General features: G+C 73.9%; 17 protein-coding genes. 12 read left to right on the top strand and 5 right to left on the bottom strand.

Going from position 1 to position 17,744, the window contains the following annotated elements; translation table 11 throughout:
• Window positions 1–198: 198 nt before the first annotated feature.
• From AB0I42_RS28855 to AB0I42_RS28840, 4 genes are all read left to right on the top strand, one after another.
• Window positions 199–675 carry a hypothetical protein gene (locus AB0I42_RS28855; RefSeq protein ID WP_357542064.1) on the top strand — a complete coding sequence of 159 codons (477 nt, stop codon included), beginning with the start codon at window positions 199–201 and terminating at the stop codon, window positions 673–675.
• A 217-nt stretch (window positions 676–892) separates the two neighbouring features.
• Complete coding sequence (locus AB0I42_RS28850; RefSeq protein WP_357542062.1) at window positions 893–2,230, top strand: cellulase family glycosylhydrolase; 1,338 nt, start codon at window positions 893–895, stop codon at window positions 2,228–2,230.
• 116 nt (window positions 2,231–2,346) lie between these two features.
• Window positions 2,347–2,784 carry a hypothetical protein gene (locus tag AB0I42_RS28845; RefSeq protein ID WP_357542060.1) on the top strand — a complete coding sequence of 146 codons (438 nt, stop codon included), beginning with the start codon at window positions 2,347–2,349 and terminating at the stop codon, window positions 2,782–2,784.
• Window positions 2,774–3,076 carry a transcriptional regulator gene (locus AB0I42_RS28840; protein ID WP_357542058.1) on the top strand — a complete coding sequence of 101 codons (303 nt, stop codon included), beginning with the start codon at window positions 2,774–2,776 and terminating at the stop codon, window positions 3,074–3,076. Before AB0I42_RS28845 ends, AB0I42_RS28840 begins: the two co-directional genes overlap by 11 nt.
• Before the next feature lie 13 nt (window positions 3,077–3,089).
• Here the strand turns inward: AB0I42_RS28840 and AB0I42_RS28835 are convergent, their stop codons facing one another.
• Together AB0I42_RS28835 and AB0I42_RS28830 are read right to left on the bottom strand one after the other, a co-directional pair.
• A complete protein-coding gene (locus tag AB0I42_RS28835; protein WP_357542056.1) occupies window positions 3,090–3,812 on the bottom strand; it encodes a Clp protease N-terminal domain-containing protein in 723 nt (240 codons plus the stop codon).
• 53 nt (window positions 3,813–3,865) lie between these two features.
• Window positions 3,866–4,651 (bottom strand): alpha/beta hydrolase, encoded by a 786-nt coding sequence (locus AB0I42_RS28830; RefSeq protein WP_357542054.1) that lies wholly within the window; start codon window positions 4,649–4,651, stop codon window positions 3,866–3,868.
• Window positions 4,652–4,785: 134 nt separating this feature from the next.
• Here AB0I42_RS28830 and AB0I42_RS28825 point away from each other — a divergent pair, with 134 nt between their 5' ends.
• A complete protein-coding gene (locus AB0I42_RS28825; RefSeq protein ID WP_357542052.1) occupies window positions 4,786–5,328 on the top strand; it encodes a dihydrofolate reductase family protein in 543 nt (180 codons plus the stop codon).
• Here AB0I42_RS28825 and AB0I42_RS28820 read toward each other — a convergent pair.
• On the bottom strand, window positions 5,297–8,482 hold the full coding sequence (locus AB0I42_RS28820; protein WP_357542050.1) for a BTAD domain-containing putative transcriptional regulator: 3,186 nt from the start codon (window positions 8,480–8,482) through the stop codon (window positions 5,297–5,299). The two genes, AB0I42_RS28825 and AB0I42_RS28820, sit on opposite strands and share 32 nt — an antisense overlap.
• Before the next feature lie 102 nt (window positions 8,483–8,584).
• Between AB0I42_RS28820 and AB0I42_RS28815 the strand changes: the two genes are divergently transcribed.
• The 3 genes from AB0I42_RS28815 (at window position 8,585) to AB0I42_RS28805 (ending at window position 10,426) form a co-directional block, all read left to right on the top strand.
• Window positions 8,585–9,361 (top strand): alpha/beta fold hydrolase, encoded by a 777-nt coding sequence (locus tag AB0I42_RS28815; RefSeq protein WP_357542048.1) that lies wholly within the window; start codon window positions 8,585–8,587, stop codon window positions 9,359–9,361.
• 68 nt (window positions 9,362–9,429) lie between these two features.
• The gene (locus AB0I42_RS28810; RefSeq protein ID WP_357542046.1) at window positions 9,430–9,912 is read left to right on the top strand and encodes a hypothetical protein; all 483 of its coding nucleotides are present in this window, start codon (window positions 9,430–9,432) and stop codon (window positions 9,910–9,912) included.
• A 40-nt stretch (window positions 9,913–9,952) separates the two neighbouring features.
• Complete coding sequence (locus AB0I42_RS28805; RefSeq protein ID WP_357542044.1) at window positions 9,953–10,426, top strand: GNAT family N-acetyltransferase; 474 nt, start codon at window positions 9,953–9,955, stop codon at window positions 10,424–10,426.
• Between the two features lie 12 nt (window positions 10,427–10,438).
• On the opposite strand, the gene AB0I42_RS28800 is transcribed toward AB0I42_RS28805, so the two are convergent.
• Window positions 10,439–11,332 (bottom strand): amidohydrolase family protein, encoded by an 894-nt coding sequence (locus tag AB0I42_RS28800; protein WP_357542042.1) that lies wholly within the window; start codon window positions 11,330–11,332, stop codon window positions 10,439–10,441.
• 258 nt (window positions 11,333–11,590) lie between these two features.
• On the opposite strand from AB0I42_RS28800, the gene AB0I42_RS28795 reads away from it, so the two are divergent.
• The 4 genes from AB0I42_RS28795 (at window position 11,591) to AB0I42_RS28780 (ending at window position 16,554) form a co-directional block, all read left to right on the top strand.
• Window positions 11,591–11,893, top strand: coding sequence for a hypothetical protein (locus AB0I42_RS28795; RefSeq protein WP_357542040.1), 303 nt, complete (start codon window positions 11,591–11,593; stop codon window positions 11,891–11,893).
• A 200-nt stretch (window positions 11,894–12,093) separates the two neighbouring features.
• Window positions 12,094–12,891 (top strand): SAM-dependent methyltransferase, encoded by a 798-nt coding sequence (locus AB0I42_RS28790; RefSeq protein WP_357542171.1) that lies wholly within the window; start codon window positions 12,094–12,096, stop codon window positions 12,889–12,891.
• 204 nt (window positions 12,892–13,095) lie between these two features.
• Window positions 13,096–15,540 (top strand): glycosyl hydrolase family 65 protein, encoded by a 2,445-nt coding sequence (locus tag AB0I42_RS28785; protein ID WP_357542038.1) that lies wholly within the window; start codon window positions 13,096–13,098, stop codon window positions 15,538–15,540.
• A gap of 120 nt (window positions 15,541–15,660) precedes the next feature.
• Window positions 15,661–16,554: a glucose 1-dehydrogenase gene (locus AB0I42_RS28780; RefSeq protein ID WP_357542036.1), complete on the top strand. Its 894-nt coding sequence runs from the start codon at window positions 15,661–15,663 to the stop codon at window positions 16,552–16,554.
• 119 nt (window positions 16,555–16,673) lie between these two features.
• On the opposite strand, the gene AB0I42_RS28775 is transcribed toward AB0I42_RS28780, so the two are convergent.
• Entirely contained in the window at window positions 16,674–17,459 is a 786-nt protein-coding gene (locus AB0I42_RS28775; protein ID WP_357542034.1) for a hypothetical protein, read from the bottom strand.
• Between the last annotated feature and the right edge of the window lie 285 nt (window positions 17,460–17,744).

Below are 17,744 nucleotides of genomic sequence, written 5' to 3'. Positions count from 1 at the left end.
TTGTCGCGGCGACAGCGGGCCCAGGCTGCCAGATCGGGGCAACCGGCGGTGGGACGGCGGATGCCGGCCGTTGCAGGATTCTTCGCCCGTGCAACGAGGCCGGTCCGGCCGGCCCGCGCGGACCTAGCGTCGACACCGGGTCGAGCGGTCGCGGCGACGGAGGGTCGCCGGATCGGCCGGACCGGAACGGAGAGACGGATGGGATTCGGACGATCGGCGTCGGTGGCGGTCGCCGTGGTCGCGGGCGTCGTCGCGGCCCTCGGCGGCGCCGCCCCGGCCGCCGCGCGCAGCGGATACGGATACGACAACCAGGACCCGTACGGCACCGGGTGTGCGTCCTCCATGGTCCTGCTCCAGACGGTCGACATCGTGACCTTCTCCGCCACGAGTGTCGGCACGGGATACCTCTGGTACAGCAGGAACTGCGGGACCAACTGGATCTCCGTACGGACGAGGTTCGCGGCGCCGACCGGATGGCCCGGCGGGATGACGACGAACATCTACCGCGACACGCCGCCCGGGGAAGCCCGGTTCACCTGGACGCGGCCCTGGGTCGCCGGCGCGGTGAGCTGGAGCGACATGCTCTACGCCCCGGTCGAGTGCGTACGGGCGATCGGCGCCGTCGACTCCGTCCACGGGGTCGGCGTGGGGTGGATCCACCAGCCCGGGTGCTGAGCCGGCCCGGTGCCCACCCGGCCGGCGTCGGTGAGCGCCGGCATTGCATCGATCGGCCTCGACGCGTAACCTTCGTCCCCGAGCCGGGACAATCGTCACACGTCAGCGGGCCGGGCACGTCCGCGAGCGCAGGGGCAGCGCTCGCCGGGGGCCCATGCCCGTGGCGTACGCCGTCGTGCCCCGGCTCCGGGGCCGGCCCTCACCTTCGAGGCAGCTCATGAGAAGACCACTCACCGTCGTCGGCGCCGCGATCGTCGCGCTCGCCGCCTCCGCCCTGATGTTCGTGCCACCGGCCCACGCCGCGGTCGGTCTGCACATCGACGGGACCACCATCGTCGAGGCGAACGGCGAACCGTTCGTCATGCGTGGGGTGAACCACCCGCACGTCTGGTTCACCGGCGAGACCGACTCGTTCGCCGACGTCAAGGCGCTCGGGGCCAACACCGTGCGCGTCGTGCTGGGCACCGGCAAGCGGTGGGGCCCGTCCAACGACGTCGCCGCCGTGATCGGCCTGTGCAAGCAGAACAAGCTGATCTGCGTGCTGGAGGTGCACGACACCACCGGGTACGGCGAGGAGGGCGCGGCCGCCTCCCTGGACGAGGCCGTCGACTACTGGATCAGCCAGAAGAGCGCCCTGGTGGGCGAGGAGAACTACGTTGTGATCAACATCGGCAACGAGCCGATCGGCAACGTGAACGCCGGCCAGTGGACCGCCGCGACCGCCGCCGCGATCCAGCGCATGCGTGCCAACGGCTTCCAGCACCTGCTGATGGTTGACGGCCCGAACTGGGGCCAGGACTGGCAGTCCGTCATGCGGAACAACGCGCAGACGATCCTCGACGCCGACGTGCGGCGGAACACCGTGCTGTCGATCCACATGTACGCCGTCTACAACACCGCGGCGAGCATCGTCGGCTACCTCGACCACTTCGAGGCCAACGGCTGGCCGCTGGTCATCGGCGAGTTCGGCTGGCGGTTCAACGCCGGCGAGGTCGACCACGAAACCCTGCTCGCCGAGGCGGACGCCCGCGACCTCGGCTACCTCGGGTGGTCGTGGAGCGGCAACACCGACCCGATCCTGGACATGGCCACCAGCTTCGACCCCGCCCGGCTCACCACCTGGGGCGAGCGCATCTTCAACGGCCCGCACGGCATCCGGGCCACCGCGCAGGAGGCGACCATCTTCGGCGGAACGACGCCGACCACGCCGCCGACGACCCCGCCCACGACCCCGCCGACGCCGACGCCGCCGGCCGGTGCCTGCACCGCCACGTACACGGTGCTGAACCAGTGGCCGGGCGGGTTCCAGGGTGAGGTGCGGGTGACCGCCGGGAACACGGCGTTGCGGCAGTGGACGGTGACCTGGACGTTCGCCGACGGCCAGACCGTCTCCAACGCGTGGAACGCGACGGTCACCGGCAACGGGCCGGCGGTGACCGCCCGCAACGTGAGCTACAACGGCACCCTCGCGGCCGGCGCCAGCACCACCTTCGGCTTCCTCGGATCGTGGACCGGGGCCAACCGTGCTCCGGTGGCCTCCTGCTCCGGGAGCTGAACCGGACGACGTGACGGTCGGGGCCACGGTGCCCCGGCCGTCAGGTCGCCGACCTTCCCGAACCCCGCTGTACGGGTGAGTTGCCGTCGTGGAAACTCACCCGTACAGTTTCCGTCATGGAAACAGAGTCGAACCCTTCGCCCCGGCAGGCCCGTGAAATGCTCCGCCAGCTCGCCGACGACGAGGACGCCGTCCGCTACCCGCCGATCCCGCGCTGGTTCTTCGTCGCGATGGCGGCCCTCGTGGCCGGACTCCATGTGGTCCGCCTCCTGCCGCCGTCCGACGCGGGCAAGGCGAGCCTCGCCCTGACCATCGTCGCGATCGTCCTCGGGGCGAGGTACTGGCTCAACCGCGAGGGAGTGTCGTGGGCCGCGGTGAAGTTCACCGACATGGCCCCGTTCCTGGCCGTCATGCTCGCCACCTTCTTCGGATCCTGGGCCGTCTCGGCGCTCACCGGAGCCTGGTGGATCTGGATCGTCGGAGGCGTCGTGGCGGCCGCGATCGTCCTGCGTACCGGACACGTCTACCGGCGGGCGTACGGCGATGGACGCTGAGACCTCCGCCTTCAACGAGATGATCCACGCACCTCACCGGCTGCGGATCTGCGCCATGCTCAGCGCCGCCCACAAGGTGGAGTTCCAGCACCTGCAGGACCACCTCGGACTCTCCAAGTCCGCGCTCAGCAAGCACCTGACCCAGCTCGCCGACGCCGGCTACGTCCGGCAGGACCGGGCGACCCGCGACCTGCGCAGCAGGGTGTGGCTGTCGCTCACGCCCGAGGGTGCCCGGGCCTACTCGGCCCACGTACGGGCGTTGCGGCAGATCGTCGCGGCCGACGGGAGCTGACCGCGGCGGACCCTCACGCCCGGTACTTGCGCAGTACGGTCTCGATCCACTCGCGGGCGGCGGCCTTGTCGACGCCGAGGTCGGCGAGCACCCCGGTGCCGTTCTCGAACTCCAGCAGGGCGAGCAGGATGTGCTCGGTGCCGATGTAGTTGTGACCGAGCCTGATCGCCTCCCGGAACGTCAACTCCAGCGCCTTCTTCGCCTGCGCGTCGTACGGGATCAGCTCCGGTACCTCGGCCGTGGCCGGCGGCAGGGTGGCGGCGGCGACGTCGCGCACCCGCTCCGGTGATACGCCCTGGGCGGCGATCGCCTTGACGGCCAGCCCTTCCGGCTCGGCCAGCAGTCCGAGCACCATGTGTGCTGGACGGATCTCGTCGTTGCCGGCGGCCCGGGCCTCCTCCTGCGCGGCCATGACCACGTTGCGGGCCCGGTCGGTGAACCGGTTGAAGCCCTGGCTGGGATCGAAGACCGGCACGTCGCCGGCCTTGGCGACGAAGCGCTTCTGCGCCGCCTGCTTGCTGACCCCCATGCTGCGGCCGATGTCCGTCCAGGAGGCGCCGGAGCGGCGGGCCTGGTCGACGAAGTGGCCGATGAGGTGGTCGGCGATCTCGCCGAGGTGGTCGGCGGCGATGACCGCGGTGGAGAGCCGCTCGAGCGCGTCGGTGTGGACCTTCTTGATGCCCTCGATGAGGTCGTCGAGGCGTACCTCGGTGGGCATCTGAACAGGGTTCGTCATGCGTCAACCATAGGTTGACGGCGTGCGATCGTCAACTGGCAGTTGACGCTTTCTCAGTTCGTCAGGAATCCGGCGAGGGTGTCGGTCATCGCGTCGAGCTCCCAGCCGTGGTCGGTGCCCGGCACGGTCACCCGCCGGGCGTGGGGGAGCGCGGTCACCAGCGCGTCGGCGGCCGGCGGGAAGAGCGGCAGGGTCCGCTCGCCGACGATGGCCAGCACCGGCACGTCCACCGCCGACCACTGCCGCGCCCACGGCGCCTCCTGCGCCCTCGTCAGCGCCGCCGCGTCGGCGACCAGCGACGGGGCGATCCCCACCATCACCGGCCAGGCCGGGCCGGCCTTCGCGCCGGCGAGCCACTCCGGCGGCATGTCACGCATGAAGAACTCGACGGCGCCCTCGTGGTCACCGGCCGCGATCCGCTCCCGCAGGCCGCGAAGGGTCTCCCCGCCGTCGCCCTGCCCCTCCAGCGCCAGCGGTGCCTCCCACAGCGCGAGCCGGGTCACGCCGACCCCGGCCTGCGCGGCCCACAACGCGATGACCGCGCCCGACGAACTCCCGTAGAGCGCGGCCCGGCCGCCGACCCGCGCGACCAGCGCCGCCACGTCGTCGATCTCGGACTCCAGGGCACCGACCGACCCGGCACCGCTCTCCCCACGCCCGCGCCGGTCGTAGTTGACGACCGTGAAGCCACGGGCCGCCAGCCGGTGGGCGAGCTGGACGGTGTCGGGGTCGAAGGCGCGGAACTGCATCGCCCCGCCGATCAGGATGACCGGCGGCCCGTCACCCTCGATGTCGGAGGCGATCCGGGTACCGTCCGCCGAGGTCACGAATTCGGTCATGCCCACACGGTGGCACGGCCGTACGACACCTTCCGGCGCCCCGCGCCGGGTGACCGGTAAGACCACCTGAAGGAAACCGTAAGGGCGAGCGGGCAGTGTTCCGGGTGTCAACGGAGCACAGCCTGGAGGAAACAATGCGCAAGATCATCGCGTCGACGTACATCACCCTCGACGGTGTCATCGAGAACCCGATGTGGACGATGCCGTACTTCGACGACGAGGCCGGTGCGTTCGCCGACTCGTTGCAGAAGGGCGCCGACGCCCTGCTGATGGGCCGCGCCACCTACGAGGGCTTCGCCGAGGCGTGGCCGAAGATGTCGGAGGCCGACGGCGCCGGCTACATGAACGGCGTCCGCAAGTACGTCGCCTCGACCACCCTGACCGACCCGGCCTGGAACAACACCACGGTCCTGCGGGGCGACCTGGTCGAGGAGGTCACCAGGCTCAAGGCCCAGGACGGGAAGAACATCCTCATGTACGGCTACGGCCCGGTCGCCCACACCCTGCTCGCCGCCGGCCTGCTCGACGAGGCCGTGTTCTGGATCCACCCGGTCCTCGTCGGTGGTCCCACCGTCACGTCCCCGCTCGCCGACGCCGCGGCGACCCTGGAACTCGCCGACACCCGGGTCATGAAGAACGGCGTGATCATCGCGACGTACCGGCCGGCGGGACGGTAGCCGGCGATGGCCGGACCAGGGCCCGGGCCTGCGCCGGGTCCAGGTCGCGCCCCCGCGCGACCAGGGCGTCGAACTCGGCCCGGCCGAGCGCGGCGACCAGCCGGGCGGTGATCCGGTCGAGTGCGTCACGCTCGGCCGGCGCCGCCCCGAAGTCGGCCGCCGACCGGGCCGCCCACGCCGCGCCCAGCAGCCGGGCCGCCACGCCCGGGTCACCCGCCGCCGACGCCATGCCCTCCAGCGCGCCGACCGCGTCCCGCTGGGCGGCCATCGCCCACGCCAGGTCGAACGCCTCGGCGTGCAGCGCCAGCGCGGCCGCCGGATCGCCGCCCTGCTCGGCCGCGTAGCCCAGCTCCAGCAGGACCATCGGCAGGAACAGCGCCGGCTGGGGGTCGCGGCGACCCATCTCCACCAGGTGCTCCAGGTGGGTGACCGCCACGTCGAGCTTGCCGTCGCGGCGGGCCGCGATGCCCAGGCTCAGTTCCGCGAAGACCATCGCCGCCGGCGCGGCCTGCTCGACCGCCAGCCGGTAGGCCTCCTCGCCCAGCTCGCGGGCCCGGGCGTAGTCGCGGGTCTGCACGGCGATCCACGCCAGCCAGGAGAGCTTGCTGCCGACCTCCGGCCACAGTGCCAGCTCCCGTGCCCACCGCAGGCCCTCGTGGTGCATCGCGGCGGCACGGTCGTACTCGCCCCGCAGGTCGGCGAGGCCACCGACCCAGTCGGTCGCCTGGAGCCGACCCCACCGGTCGCCGAGTTCGGCGAACAGCCGGGCGCAGCGCGTGGCGTCGCGCTCGAGGGCGGCCAGGTCACCGGCGGCGTGCGCCAGCTTGGCCCGGGAGCTGAGCACGGCGGCCCCGGTCCAGCGGTCGCCGGCGTCGGCCGCCGCGGACAGCAGCTCCTCGGCCAGGTCCAGCTCGCCGCGGTCGACCAGCGCGTACGCGACGAACCAGGTGACCCGCGGGTCGCCGGCGCGGGCCACGGCGGCGCGGGCCTCGGCGGGCGACACGTGGGCGCCCTGCAACAGTGCGAAGCCGGCCCGCCAGGCGACCGCCCGGGCGTCGTCGCCGGCCGCCGACAGCGCCTGCGCCGCCTCGGTGAACCGCCCGCGCAGAAACCAGTACCAGGTCAGGGCGACGGCGAGACGGGACCCACCGCCGTACGCGAGCGCCAGCCGCAGGTTCGCGTCCTCGGCGTCGAGCCGGGCCAGCCACGACCGCTGTTCGGGGCCGCGCAGGGCCGGATCGGCGCGCTCGGCCAGCTCCGTGTGGTACGAGGCGTGCCGGGCCCGTACGGCGTCGGCGTCGGTCAGCCGCTCCAGCGCGAACGCCGCGACCGACTCCAGCAGCCGGTAGCGCGGGCCGTCGGCCGTCTCGTCCAGGACCAACAGCGACCGGTCGACCAGCCGGCCCAGCACGTCGGAGTCGGCGGCGCAGACCGCCCGGGCCGCGTCCAGGGTGCAGCCGTCGCCGAACACGGCGAGCCGCGCGAGCACCGCACGTTCCCGGTCGTCGAGCAGGTCCCAGCTCCAGCCGATCACCGCGGTCAGCGTCCGCTGCCGGGCCGGCACGTCACGGGCGGAGGTGGCGAGCAGCCCGAACCGGTCGTCGAGCCGGTCGACGACACCGGCCAGGCCGAGCGACCGGACCCGGGTCGCCGCCAGCTCCAGGGCCAGCGGCAGGCCGTCGAGCCGGCGGCAGAGCCGCGCGACGGCCGGCGCCGTCCGCTCGTCGAGGCGGAAGTCGCGCTGCCGGGCGGCGGCCCGGGCCGCGAACAACCGGGCCGCCGCCGACCGGCGGACCGCGTCGACGTCGCCGTCGTCGGCGGGCACGGCGAGCGGCGGTACGTCCCACAGCAGCTCCCCGGTCAGCCCGAGCGGCTCCCGGCTGGTCGCCAGTACGGTGACCCCGGGCGCGTCGCGCAGCAGCCGGGCGACCACGTCGGCGGCCGGTTCGACCACGTGCTCGCAGTTGTCGAGCACGAGCAGCAGCCGCCGGTGCCGTAGCGCCGCCAGCAGCCGGTCCCCGGCGGCGCCGCCGGCGCCCGTGCTCTCGTGGACGTCCAGCGCGGCGAGGACCCGGTCGGCGACGCCCGGGTCACCGGTCGGCAGCGCCGCCAGCTCGACCAGGTGGACCCCGTCCGGGAACACCGGCCCGTCACCACCGTCCGGCGCGGTGCCGGCCTCCCGGGCGGCCTCGGTCGCCAGCCGCGTCTTGCCGACGCCGCCCGGCCCGACGAGCGTCACCAGCCGCCGCCCGGCCAGCAGGACGCGCAGCTCGGTCAGCGCCTCGGCCCGGCCGACCAGTTCGTCCAGCCGGGCCGGGATGCTGTTCCGCACCAGTGCGGCAGCCGGGGGCGGCCCAGGCATCACCAGTGCGGCGGCCGAGAGCGGCCCGGGCGCCGCCGGTGCGGGGGCCGGCGGCGCGGACTTCGGCGGCGCGCTGAGGCCGGCGTCCTGCGCCAGGATCCGGCGGTGCAGGTCGACGAGGCCGGGACCGGGGTCGAGACCCAGCTCGTCGGCGAGCCGGTCACGCAGGTCGGTGTAGCTGTCCAGGGCCTCGGACTGGCGACCGGCGGCGTACAGGGCGCGCAGGTGCAGGGCCCGCAGGCCCTCCCGCAGCGGATAGCGGGCGACCAGCGCGGCGAGGTCGGCGGCGACCAGGTCGTGCTCGCCGCGGGCGAGCCGGGCGTCGGCCAGCCGCTCGTGCACGGCGAGCCGCCGCTCGGCCAGGCCGGTCGCCTCGGCGCGGACGAACTCCGCGTCGGCGATGTCGGCGTACGGCTCGCCGCGCCACAGTTCGAGCGCGGCCGTCAGCCGCTCGACGTCGCCCGCCCCGGCCAGTTCGGCGAAGCGGTCCGCGTCGACCGCCGTGGTCCGCAGGACGTAGCCGGGGGGCCGGGACTCGACCAGGTCGCGGGCGCCCGGTTCGGCGTCGTCGAGGGCCTTGCGGAGCTGCGAGACCCGCACCTGGAGCGCACCGGCGGCGTTCGCGGGCGGGGCGTCACCCCACAGGTCGTCGATGAGCCGGTCGGCGGAGACGACCTGGTTGCGGTTCGCGAGCAGGTCGGCGAGCAGCGCCCGGACCTTGGCACCGGGTACGGTGACCGGCCCGCCGGCGTCGGTGGTGACGGCGAGCGGCCCGAGTACGCCGAACTGCATGCCGGCCACCCTACAAGCGGTAAGCCGAGCTGAAGCCGGCCGTAAGCGGCGTGCCGCACGGTGTGGACGTCGCCCGCACCGCCACACCGAGGGGAACCCGCCATGAGCTACGCGACCGTCGACGACCTGCGCATGTACTACGAGGAGCACGGCACCGCCGAGGGCCGGCCTCTCGTCCTGCTCCACGGCGCGCTCTCCGCGATCGGCACCTCGTTCGGCGCCCTGCTGCCGCTGCTGGCGAAGACGAGGCGGGTCGTCGCCGTCGAGTTCCAGGCGCACGGCCGCACCGCCGACGCCGACCGGCCGCTGACGTACGAGAGGTTCGCCGCCGATGTCGTCGGCCTGCTCGACCACCTGGGCGTCGACGTCGCCGACGTACTCGGGTGGAGCATGGGCGCGGGCGTCGCCCTGCGGCTCGGCACCGACCACCCCGGCCGCGTCGGCCGCCTCGTCCTGGCCTCGGGAAGCTTCGACGAGTCCGGCCTGCACCCCGGCCTGCTCGACGGCATCCAGGACCTGCGGCCCGAGCACCTGCACGGCTCGCAGTTCCACGAGGAGTACCTGCGCACCGCGCCGGACCCGGCCGGATGGGCGAACCTGGTCGGCAAGGTGAAGCGGCTCGACGCCGACCCGCCGCGCTGGTCCGCCGACCAGATCCGCGCCCTCGCCGCCCCGACCATGGTCGTGCTCGCCGACTCCGACATCGTCGTGCCGGAGCACGCGGTGGAGATGTTCCGGCTGCTCGGCGGCGGCGTCGCCGGCGACCTGGTGGGGCTGCCGCGGTGCCGGCTGGCGGTGCTGCCCGGCACCACGCACACGAGCCTGCCGCAGCGGGCCGGGTGGCTGGCCCCGATGGTCGACGAGTTCCTCGACGCGTAGGCCGGCCGGCGCCGGACCGGTCCCGCGACGCCGGGCGGCCTGGTCGGGCGCTGTTACCGTCGACCGCGATGACTGCCCACGAGCGGCCCTACCGGCCGGCGCCCGACGCGGCGATGCTGGTCGGCGCCGTCGCCGCCCTCGCCGGCTACCTGCTGCCGTGGTTCAAGGTCGGCCCGTCGTACCGGTGGTGGTACTCGGGATGGGAGTACGCGACCCTGAGCACCGGCGGCGGGTGGACGCTGCTGACCATCCCCTTCCTCGCCGGGGCGGTCGTGGCCAGCCTGTGGGCCGGCCGCTCGGTGGCGGCGGCGATGACGGCGGTGACCGCCGGGGTCGCCGGCATGTTCCTCGCGCTCGCCGTGGTCGCGGTCAGCCTCGGGGCGATGCCCGAGCGGAGCAGCAGCAACTGGGTCGGCGAGCTGCCGTTCGGGCCCGGGCTGCCGCTGATGGCGCTCGGCTTCGGTCTGCTGTTCGCCGCCGTCCTGCGTGGCCGTCCGCTCCCGCCGCTGGACCCTCCGCCGGCACGCCCCGGGCCGCCGCCCGGCGGTTAATCCGTCGAACCCACCGGGGTGGGGTTTGTACGGTGCCGGCATGTCTTCGTCATTACGGCTGGAGAAGGTCACCCCGGACAACGTCGAGGCGGCCTGCCGCCTGACGATCCGGCCCGGGCAGGAGCGTTTCGTCGAGCCGGTCGCCTGGTCGCTGGCCGAGGCGTACGCGCGGCCCGAGGTCGCCTGGCCCCGGCTGGTCTACGACGGCGACCGGCTCGTCGGCTTCGTGATGGGATTCCTCGCCGTCACGTGGACCCCGGACGACCCGGACGACGTCCGGTCCGGCATCTGGCGGCTGAACATCGCCGCCGAACACCAGGGCCGGGGATACGGCCGCTTCGCCGTCGGCGCGGTGTGCGACGAGGTACGCCGGCGCGGCGCGGACCGGGCGACGGTGACCTGGGAGCCGGGCGACTCCGGGCCGGAGGGGTTCTACCTGCGGCTCGGCTTCCGCCCGACGGGGGAGACCAGCGGCGGACAGACCGTCGGCGAGCTACCCCTGACCGGACGCTGACTCCCGGCGCGCTCAGCCGGGCAGCCGCAGCAGCCGGGCACCGGTGTGCCACAGCACGTCGCGCATCCAGTCGTCGCCGAGATCCAGCCGGGCCAGCGCCGCGAGCTGGTGCGCGTACGGGTAGGGGATGTTCGGGAAGTCGCTGCCGAGCGCGACGCGGTGGCCGAGCCCGGCGAGCCGGTCGACGTACCGGCGCGGCAGCGGGGCGAACCGGTCGCTGAAGTCGGTGCCGGCCATCGTGGTGTCGAGGTGGACGTTCGGGTACGCCTCGACGAGGTCGGCGAACCCGTCGTACTCGGGCATGCCGAGGTGGGCGATCACCAGCGTGAGCCGCGGGTGCTCGGCGAGCAGCCGGCGTACGGGCGCGGTGCCGGTGTGCTCGCCGGCCAGCGGCGCGGAGCCGGCGTGGATCACGACCGGCACCCCGGCCGTCTCGAGCAGGCTCCAGGCGTCGCCGAGGCACGGGTCGTCCGGCGCGAACCGGCCGACCTGGACGTGCACCTTGAACAGTCGCGCCCCACGCCGCAGCGCGTCGCGTACGACATCGGTGACGTCCGGCTCGGGGTAGAAGGTGGCGCAGTGCAGCCCACCGGGGACCCGGCCGGCGAAGTCCGCGGCCCAGTCGTTGAGCCAGCGCGCCATCCCGGGCTTGTGCGCGTACGACAGGGCGGGGATCGCGTGCAGGCCGAGGGCGCGCAACCGGCGCAGCCGGTCGGCCTCGTCGGTGCGGTAGTGGATCGGCCACGGCAGGCCGTAGTTCCGCTCGGCCCGGTCGAAGTACGCCCACACCTTGCGCAGCATCGGCTCGGGCAGGAAGTGCACGTGCACGTCGGCCAGCCCGGGCAGGCCGAGTCCCCGCAGGTAGCCGGGCACGTCGGCGTCGGTGCGTGGACCGGGCGTCGTCACCGGCGGTCTCCCTTCCCGAGTGCCCGCCGACGTCGCGGGCGTCCCTGGACCCTAGCCCCCGGACGGGGCACACGGCCGGGTCCCGGGCGGTCCACAACGGACCTGCCGACCCCCCGGACCGCCCCACCTTCCCGATAGAGTTTCCGACGCCCTCGGCATCCGGTGACCGCCGCGACCGTGGGAGGCAGTGGGTGGGCGACGGCGGGGTATGCGACGACCACGGGCCGGCGGTGCGGCCCCGGACGGGATGATGGCGAAGTGTCGGAAGCGGCGTGGCTGGTCTGCTGGGAGTGCCGGGTGACCCTCTGCCTGGGCAAGGCGGTGAAGGAGGAGCACTCCGATCGCATCACCGCGTACGTGACCCCGGCGGGGGTGGGTTCGGTGGATCCGGTTCGGACCAGGGCGCTCTGGCGGATGATGGCGGACCACGTCGGCCACCCGCTGGAAGTGGTCCGTGAGTTCAGCCGGCGGTTCGACGATGTCGGCGAACTGGACGAGAACGGCGACGACGTCTACGCGGACATCGACGCGAGGGAGTTCGCCCGGGACTATGCCGGTTAGCCTGGCGGGCCGCGTCCGCGCACCGCGCCCGTCTCGTGCGCAGGCGGGGCTGCCGGCGGGACTGAGTGCCGGCTAAGGTCGGCTGGATCGACGGCGATGCGACGGGAGGCGTGATCGTGGCTCAGGACAGCGGTGCGGTGGCGGCGCGGGACACCACAGTGGACGACTCCGGTGATCGGGACGTCCGGGCCGATCGCGAGATCGCCCCGCCCGGCGTCGACATCACGGTGGCCCACTCGGCCCGGATGTACGACTGGTGGCTCGGCGGCACCGACAACTTCGCGGTCGACCGGGCGGTCGGCGCCGCCTTCGCCGAGGCGATCCCGGACATCCGCACGATGGCCCGGGAGAACCGCCGGTTCCTCGACCGGGTCGTCGACCACCTGGTGCGCGAGGCCGGCATACGGCAGTTCCTCGACATCGGCAGCGGCATCCCGACCAGCCCCAACCTGCACGAGGTCGCCCAGCGGAGCGTCCCCGACGCCCGGGTGGTCTACGTCGACAACGACCCGATCGTGCTCGCCCACTCCCGGGCGCTGATCGGCGACGCCGGTGCCGGCGCGACCGAATACATCCACGCCGACCTGCGCGAGCCGGCGTCGATCCTGGCCGACCCGGTGCTGGCCCGCACCCTCGACCTGGACCGGCCGGTGGCCCTGATGCTGGTCGCGATGCTGATGCTGATCGCCGACGAGGACGACCCGTGGGCCACGTCCCGGGCGTTGATGGACGCCCTGCCGCCCGGCAGCTACGTCGTCATCACCCACCCCGGCCAGGACTTCGACCCGGCGGCGATGGCGAAGGTGGTCGAGGCGGCCGGCCGCGGCGGCATGACCCTGGTGCCCCGCGCCCGCACCGAGGTGGAGCGGTTCTTCGGCGACTGGGAACTCGTCGAGCCCGGCGTGGTGCCGGTGCTGGCGTGGCGGCCGGACGGCCCACCGCCGGCCGACCCGAACGCCGCCTACTACTGGGCCGGGGTCGCCCGCAAGCCCGGCTGAGCCGGCTGAGCGCCGGAACTCCCAGGTTCGCCGGCCGGCGAACCTGGGAGTTTCCTGTCACCCGCCCGGCGGTGGGATTCAGCCGGCCCGCGAGTGGAGATGTTCCGGGGCATACCGATCACACCCGACCGGAAGGCCCCACCGGATGGCAAGTCCCGCCGCAGCAGCCCCGCCGCCCGGTTCCGCCGCGCCCGGAGCGGCCCGATGAGGGCGCGGCCGCGTTTCCCGGTCGAGCCGTGGCAGGTCCGCGAACCCGACCTGGACCTGGACTGGCTGGCCGAGGCCGAGTCGACGTTCGCGCTGTCGAACGGGCACGTCGGCCTGCGCGGCAACCTCGACGAGGGCGATCCGGCCGGCGTGCCGGGCACCTACCTCAACTCGCTGTACGAGGAGTACGACCTCGACTATCCGGAGAGCGGCTACGCCTTCCCCGAGCGCGGCCAGACCGTCGTCAACGCGCCGAACGGCAAGCTGATCCGGCTGTACGTGGACGAGGTGCCGTTCGACGTACGCACCGGGACGCTGTCGCACCACGAACGGGTCCTCGACCTGCGGGCCGGCACGCTGCGGCGGACCGTGGAGTGGGTCAGCCCGGCCGGTGCGGCCGTCCGGCTGCGCAGCACCCGGCTGGTGTCGCTGACCCGGCCGTCGGTGGCGGCGATCGACTACGAGGTGACCGCCGTCGACCGCCCGGTCCGGCTGCGGATCGAGTCGGACCTGCTCGCCGACGAGGACACCCCGGGGGACCGCGACGACCCGCGGGCCGCGACCGCGCTCACCGCGCCGCTGAGCGCCGTACGGCACCGGGCCGGACGCACCGGCGGGCTGCTGGCGCACCGTACGCGGCGCAGCCGGCTGCCGGTCGTGTCGGCCGTCGACCACGACGTCACCGGCCCGGACGGCGTGACCTGCACGTCGACGGCGCGGCCGGACCTGGTGCGTACGACGGTCACCGCCGACCTGCCGCCCGGCGGCACGCTGCGGATCCGCAAACTGATCGGGTACGCGTGGACCACCACCGCGGTGGACGGGACGGCGCCGGTCGACGCACTGTGTGCCGAGGCCACCGCGGCGGTCGACGACGCGCGCCGGGCCGGCTGGGACGTGCTGGCCGCCGAGCAGCGGGCCCGGCTCGACGACTTCTGGGACCTCGCCGACGTCGAACTCGACGGCGACCCGGAGGTGCAGCAGGCGGTCCGGTTCGACCTGTTCCACGTGCTGCAGTCCGGCGCCCGGGCCGGCGTCGCCCCGATCCCCGCCAAGGGCCTGACCGGCAACGGCTACGACGGCCACGTGCTGTGGGACACCGAGAGTTTCGTGCTGCCGGTGCTGACGTACACCTGCCCGGACGCGGTCCGGGACGCGTTGCGGTGGCGGCACGCCAACCTGCCGACCGCCCGTGAACGGGCGCGCGAACTGCGGCTGGCCGGGGCCGCGTTCCCGTGGCGGACCATCGGCGGCCCGGAATGCTCCGGCTACTGGCCCGCCGGCACGGCCGCGCTGCACATCAACGCCGACATCGCCGACGCGGTGCTGCGCTACGTCGCCGCGACCGGCGACACCGGGTTCGCGCGCGGGCCCGGCCTCGAACTGCTGGTGGAGACGGCCCGGCTGTGGCGGCACGTCGGCCGCTACGACGACGAGGGCGGCTTCCACCTCGACGGGGTGACCGGGCCCGACGAGTACACCGCGGTCGTCAACGACAACCTGTTCACCAACGTCATGGCCCGCCGCAACCTGCGGGCCGCGGCCGACGCCGCCGACCGGTACCCGGACCGGGCCGCCGCACTCGGCGTCGACCGGCACGAGACGGCCGCCTGGCGGGCCGCGGCGGCGGCGACCCACCTGCCGTACGACGACAAGCTCGGCGTGCACGAGCAGGCGGCCGGGTTCACCCGGCTCGCCGAGTGGGACTTCGCCGGCACCGACGCCGACGACTATCCGCTGCTGCTGCACTACCCGTACTTCGAACTGTACCGCAAGCAGGTGGTGAAGCAGGCCGACGTGGTCCTCGCGATGCTGTGCTGCGGCGAGTCGTTCACGCCCGAGGAGAAGGCCCGCAACTTCGCCTACTACGAGCAGCGCACCGTACGCGACTCCTCGCTGTCGGCGTCCAGCCAGGCGGTACTGGCGGCGGAGGTGGGCCACCTCGAACTCGCCCACGACTACCTGGCCGAGTCGGCGTTGCAGGACCTGCGCAACCTCGGCGACAAGACCGGCGACGGGCTGCACGTGGCGTCCCTGGCCGGGGCGTGGACGGCGGTGGTGATGGGCTTCGGCGGCCTGCGCGACCACGACGGCAGCCTGTCGTTCGCGCCCCGGCTGCCCAGCCACCTGCCGGCGCTGAGGTTCTCGATCGCCTGGCGCGGGCTGCGGCTGCGGGTGGCGGTCACCGCCGGCACCGGCCCCGGCAGCCCCGCCGGCTCGGTGACGTACCGCCTCGACGGCGGCGGGCCGGACGCGTCGGTCGACCTGTGCCACCACGGGGAGCCGCTCACGGTGACCGGCGCCGCGCCGGTGACCCGGCCGGTGCCGCCGCTGGCCGACCCGGGTGCCGAGCCGCCCGCCCCGGCCGGCCGCGCCCCGACCCGCCGCCGCGACACCCTCGACCACCTCGTGGCGGCGGATCGAGGCAGCGCGGCGGATTGAAAAGGCGCGGCGGATTGAGGCGGCGTGACGGATCGGGGATTGAACCGGTCCGGACAGGAAAGGAAGAAGATCAACCGCGGTGCGTCCGGCACCGCCCGGCGAGACGAGGAGATCCGGAGCATGCCCGACCAGTTCACCCGGCAGGACCCGCGCACCCAGTACCCCCGGCCGCAGGCGCAGGGCGCCGAACAGCAGTCCGCACCCGGCTCCGACGAGGCGATGCGGCTGGAGGCCGACCACGGCGAGGAGACGTACCGGGGCAGCGGCCGGCTGACCGACCGCAAGGCGATCGTCACCGGCGCCGACTCGGGGATCGGCCGGGCCGTCGCGCTCGCGTTCGCCCGGGAGGGCGCCGACGTGCTGCTGTCGTACCTGCCCGAGGAGGAGGACGACGCGAAGCGGACGGTGGAACTGGTCGAGGCCGCCGGCCGGCGCGCGGTACCGGTCCCCGGCGACGTACGCGACGAGGCGCACTGCGGCCGGCTCGTCGAGCGGGCCGTCGAAGAGTTCGGCGGCGTCGACATCCTGGTCAACAACGCCGCCTACCAGATGTCGGTCGACGGGATCGCGGAGCTGTCCACCGAACAGTTCGACCGGGTCTTCAAGACCAACGTGTACGCCATGTTCTGGCTCTGCCGCGCCGCGCTGCCGCACATGCCGCCCGGCGCCACGATCATCAACACGTCGTCGATCCAGGGCTTCGAACCGTCGCCGAACCTGCTCGACTACGCCTCCACCAAGGCGGCGATCGTGAACTTCACCAGGGCGCTGGCCAAGGAGGTCATCGGCCAGGGCGTACGGGTCAACTCGGTGGCGCCCGGTCCGGTGTGGACGCCGCTGATCCCGGCGACGATGCCGCCGGACAAGGTGGCGTCGTTCGGCGAGCAGACCCCGCTCGGCCGGGCCGCGCAGCCCGCCGAACTGGCGCCGGCGTACGTCTTCCTCGCCTCGCAGGAGTCCAGCTACATCACCGCCGAGACCCTGGCCGTGACCGGCGGCCGCGTAGCAAGCTGACCGCCCCGGCCCCCGGCTGCCGGCTCGCCGCGTTGATCAAGGAGTTGTTGCGCGACATATCGTGCGGACCGGGCACGGTTTCTCCGTGATCGGCCGGCGCTCCACTCACGGCCGCGGGGTCAGTCCGGGACGTCGGGGTGGCGGTCCGGGGGAGGGGGCGGCAGCAACGGGCCGCCGAGCAGGTCGACCAGCCGGTTCTTGCGCCGGGTCCACCGCCTCGCCCGTACGGTGGCCCGGCGCCGCCGATCCGGCCGGTCGCGGTAGAACCGCCGGGCCCACGGGCTGTCGGGCGCGGCCAGCCGGATCGCGCCCAGCAGCCCGGCCAGCGGCACGGCCACGCTGAGCAGCGCCAGCCACGGCTTGCCCTTCAGCGCGGTGACGACGCTCAGGCTCAGGTTGACCACGACACCCGCCACGGCGAGCCAGCGGGCCGAGGCCTCCGCGTCGCTGATGCCGGAAAGCCCGAAGGGGACCGCACCGACCAGGAGCATGCCGGTGCCGGCGACGGCGACCAGGACCGCGTCGATCGAGGTCCGGCCCTGCCGCGTCCAGTAGACGTCCTCGAGGTGCAGCAGCAGCGCGAACTCGTCGAGCACCAGCCCCGCACCGACCCCGAAGGCGAACGCGAGCAGGTCGCGGGCCGGCCCGTCGGTGCGTACGGCGAAGCCGACGGTGCCCGCGACCAGCATGATCAGTACGCCGAACAGTTCGTGGTGCAGGTGCACCCCGCCGGCCGACACGTTGCCGGGCCACCAGCGGACCTGGGCGCGGATCAGTCGGGTGCTGGTGCGGATGAAGGCGAAGCCGAGGACGAGTCCGACGAGCAGCAGGAGGACGGCCTGCTTGCCGGGCGCGACGATCTGCTCCTGGTAACTGTGGGTCAGCCAGGACCACGACCATGCCATTCACCCTTTATAGCCCTTTTGTCACCGCGTACCGCGCTGCTCCGCCCCTAGCCGCGGCCCGCTGCCGTTCGCCCGGGCGGCGCCGCACGCCAACGAGGCTCGATCGAGGACAAAGCGTGCCCGACTCGCACCATATGTCGCACACGCAGGACCGAAGCCTCGACCACCGGGTCGGCGAAGTCGACCCCGATCGAGGTCAGCGCCCCGCCGCCGGCCGTGGCCCCTCGTCCGCCCACCCGCCGCACCACCCCCCCCCCCGGGCCCCCCGCCACCAGTGTGGGCGGG

The organism is Polymorphospora sp. NPDC050346 (assembly GCF_040655695.1).
GTDB lineage: Bacteria > Actinomycetota > Actinomycetes > Mycobacteriales > Micromonosporaceae > Polymorphospora > Polymorphospora lycopeni.
This window is presented reverse-complemented; position numbering and strand designations above follow the sequence as displayed.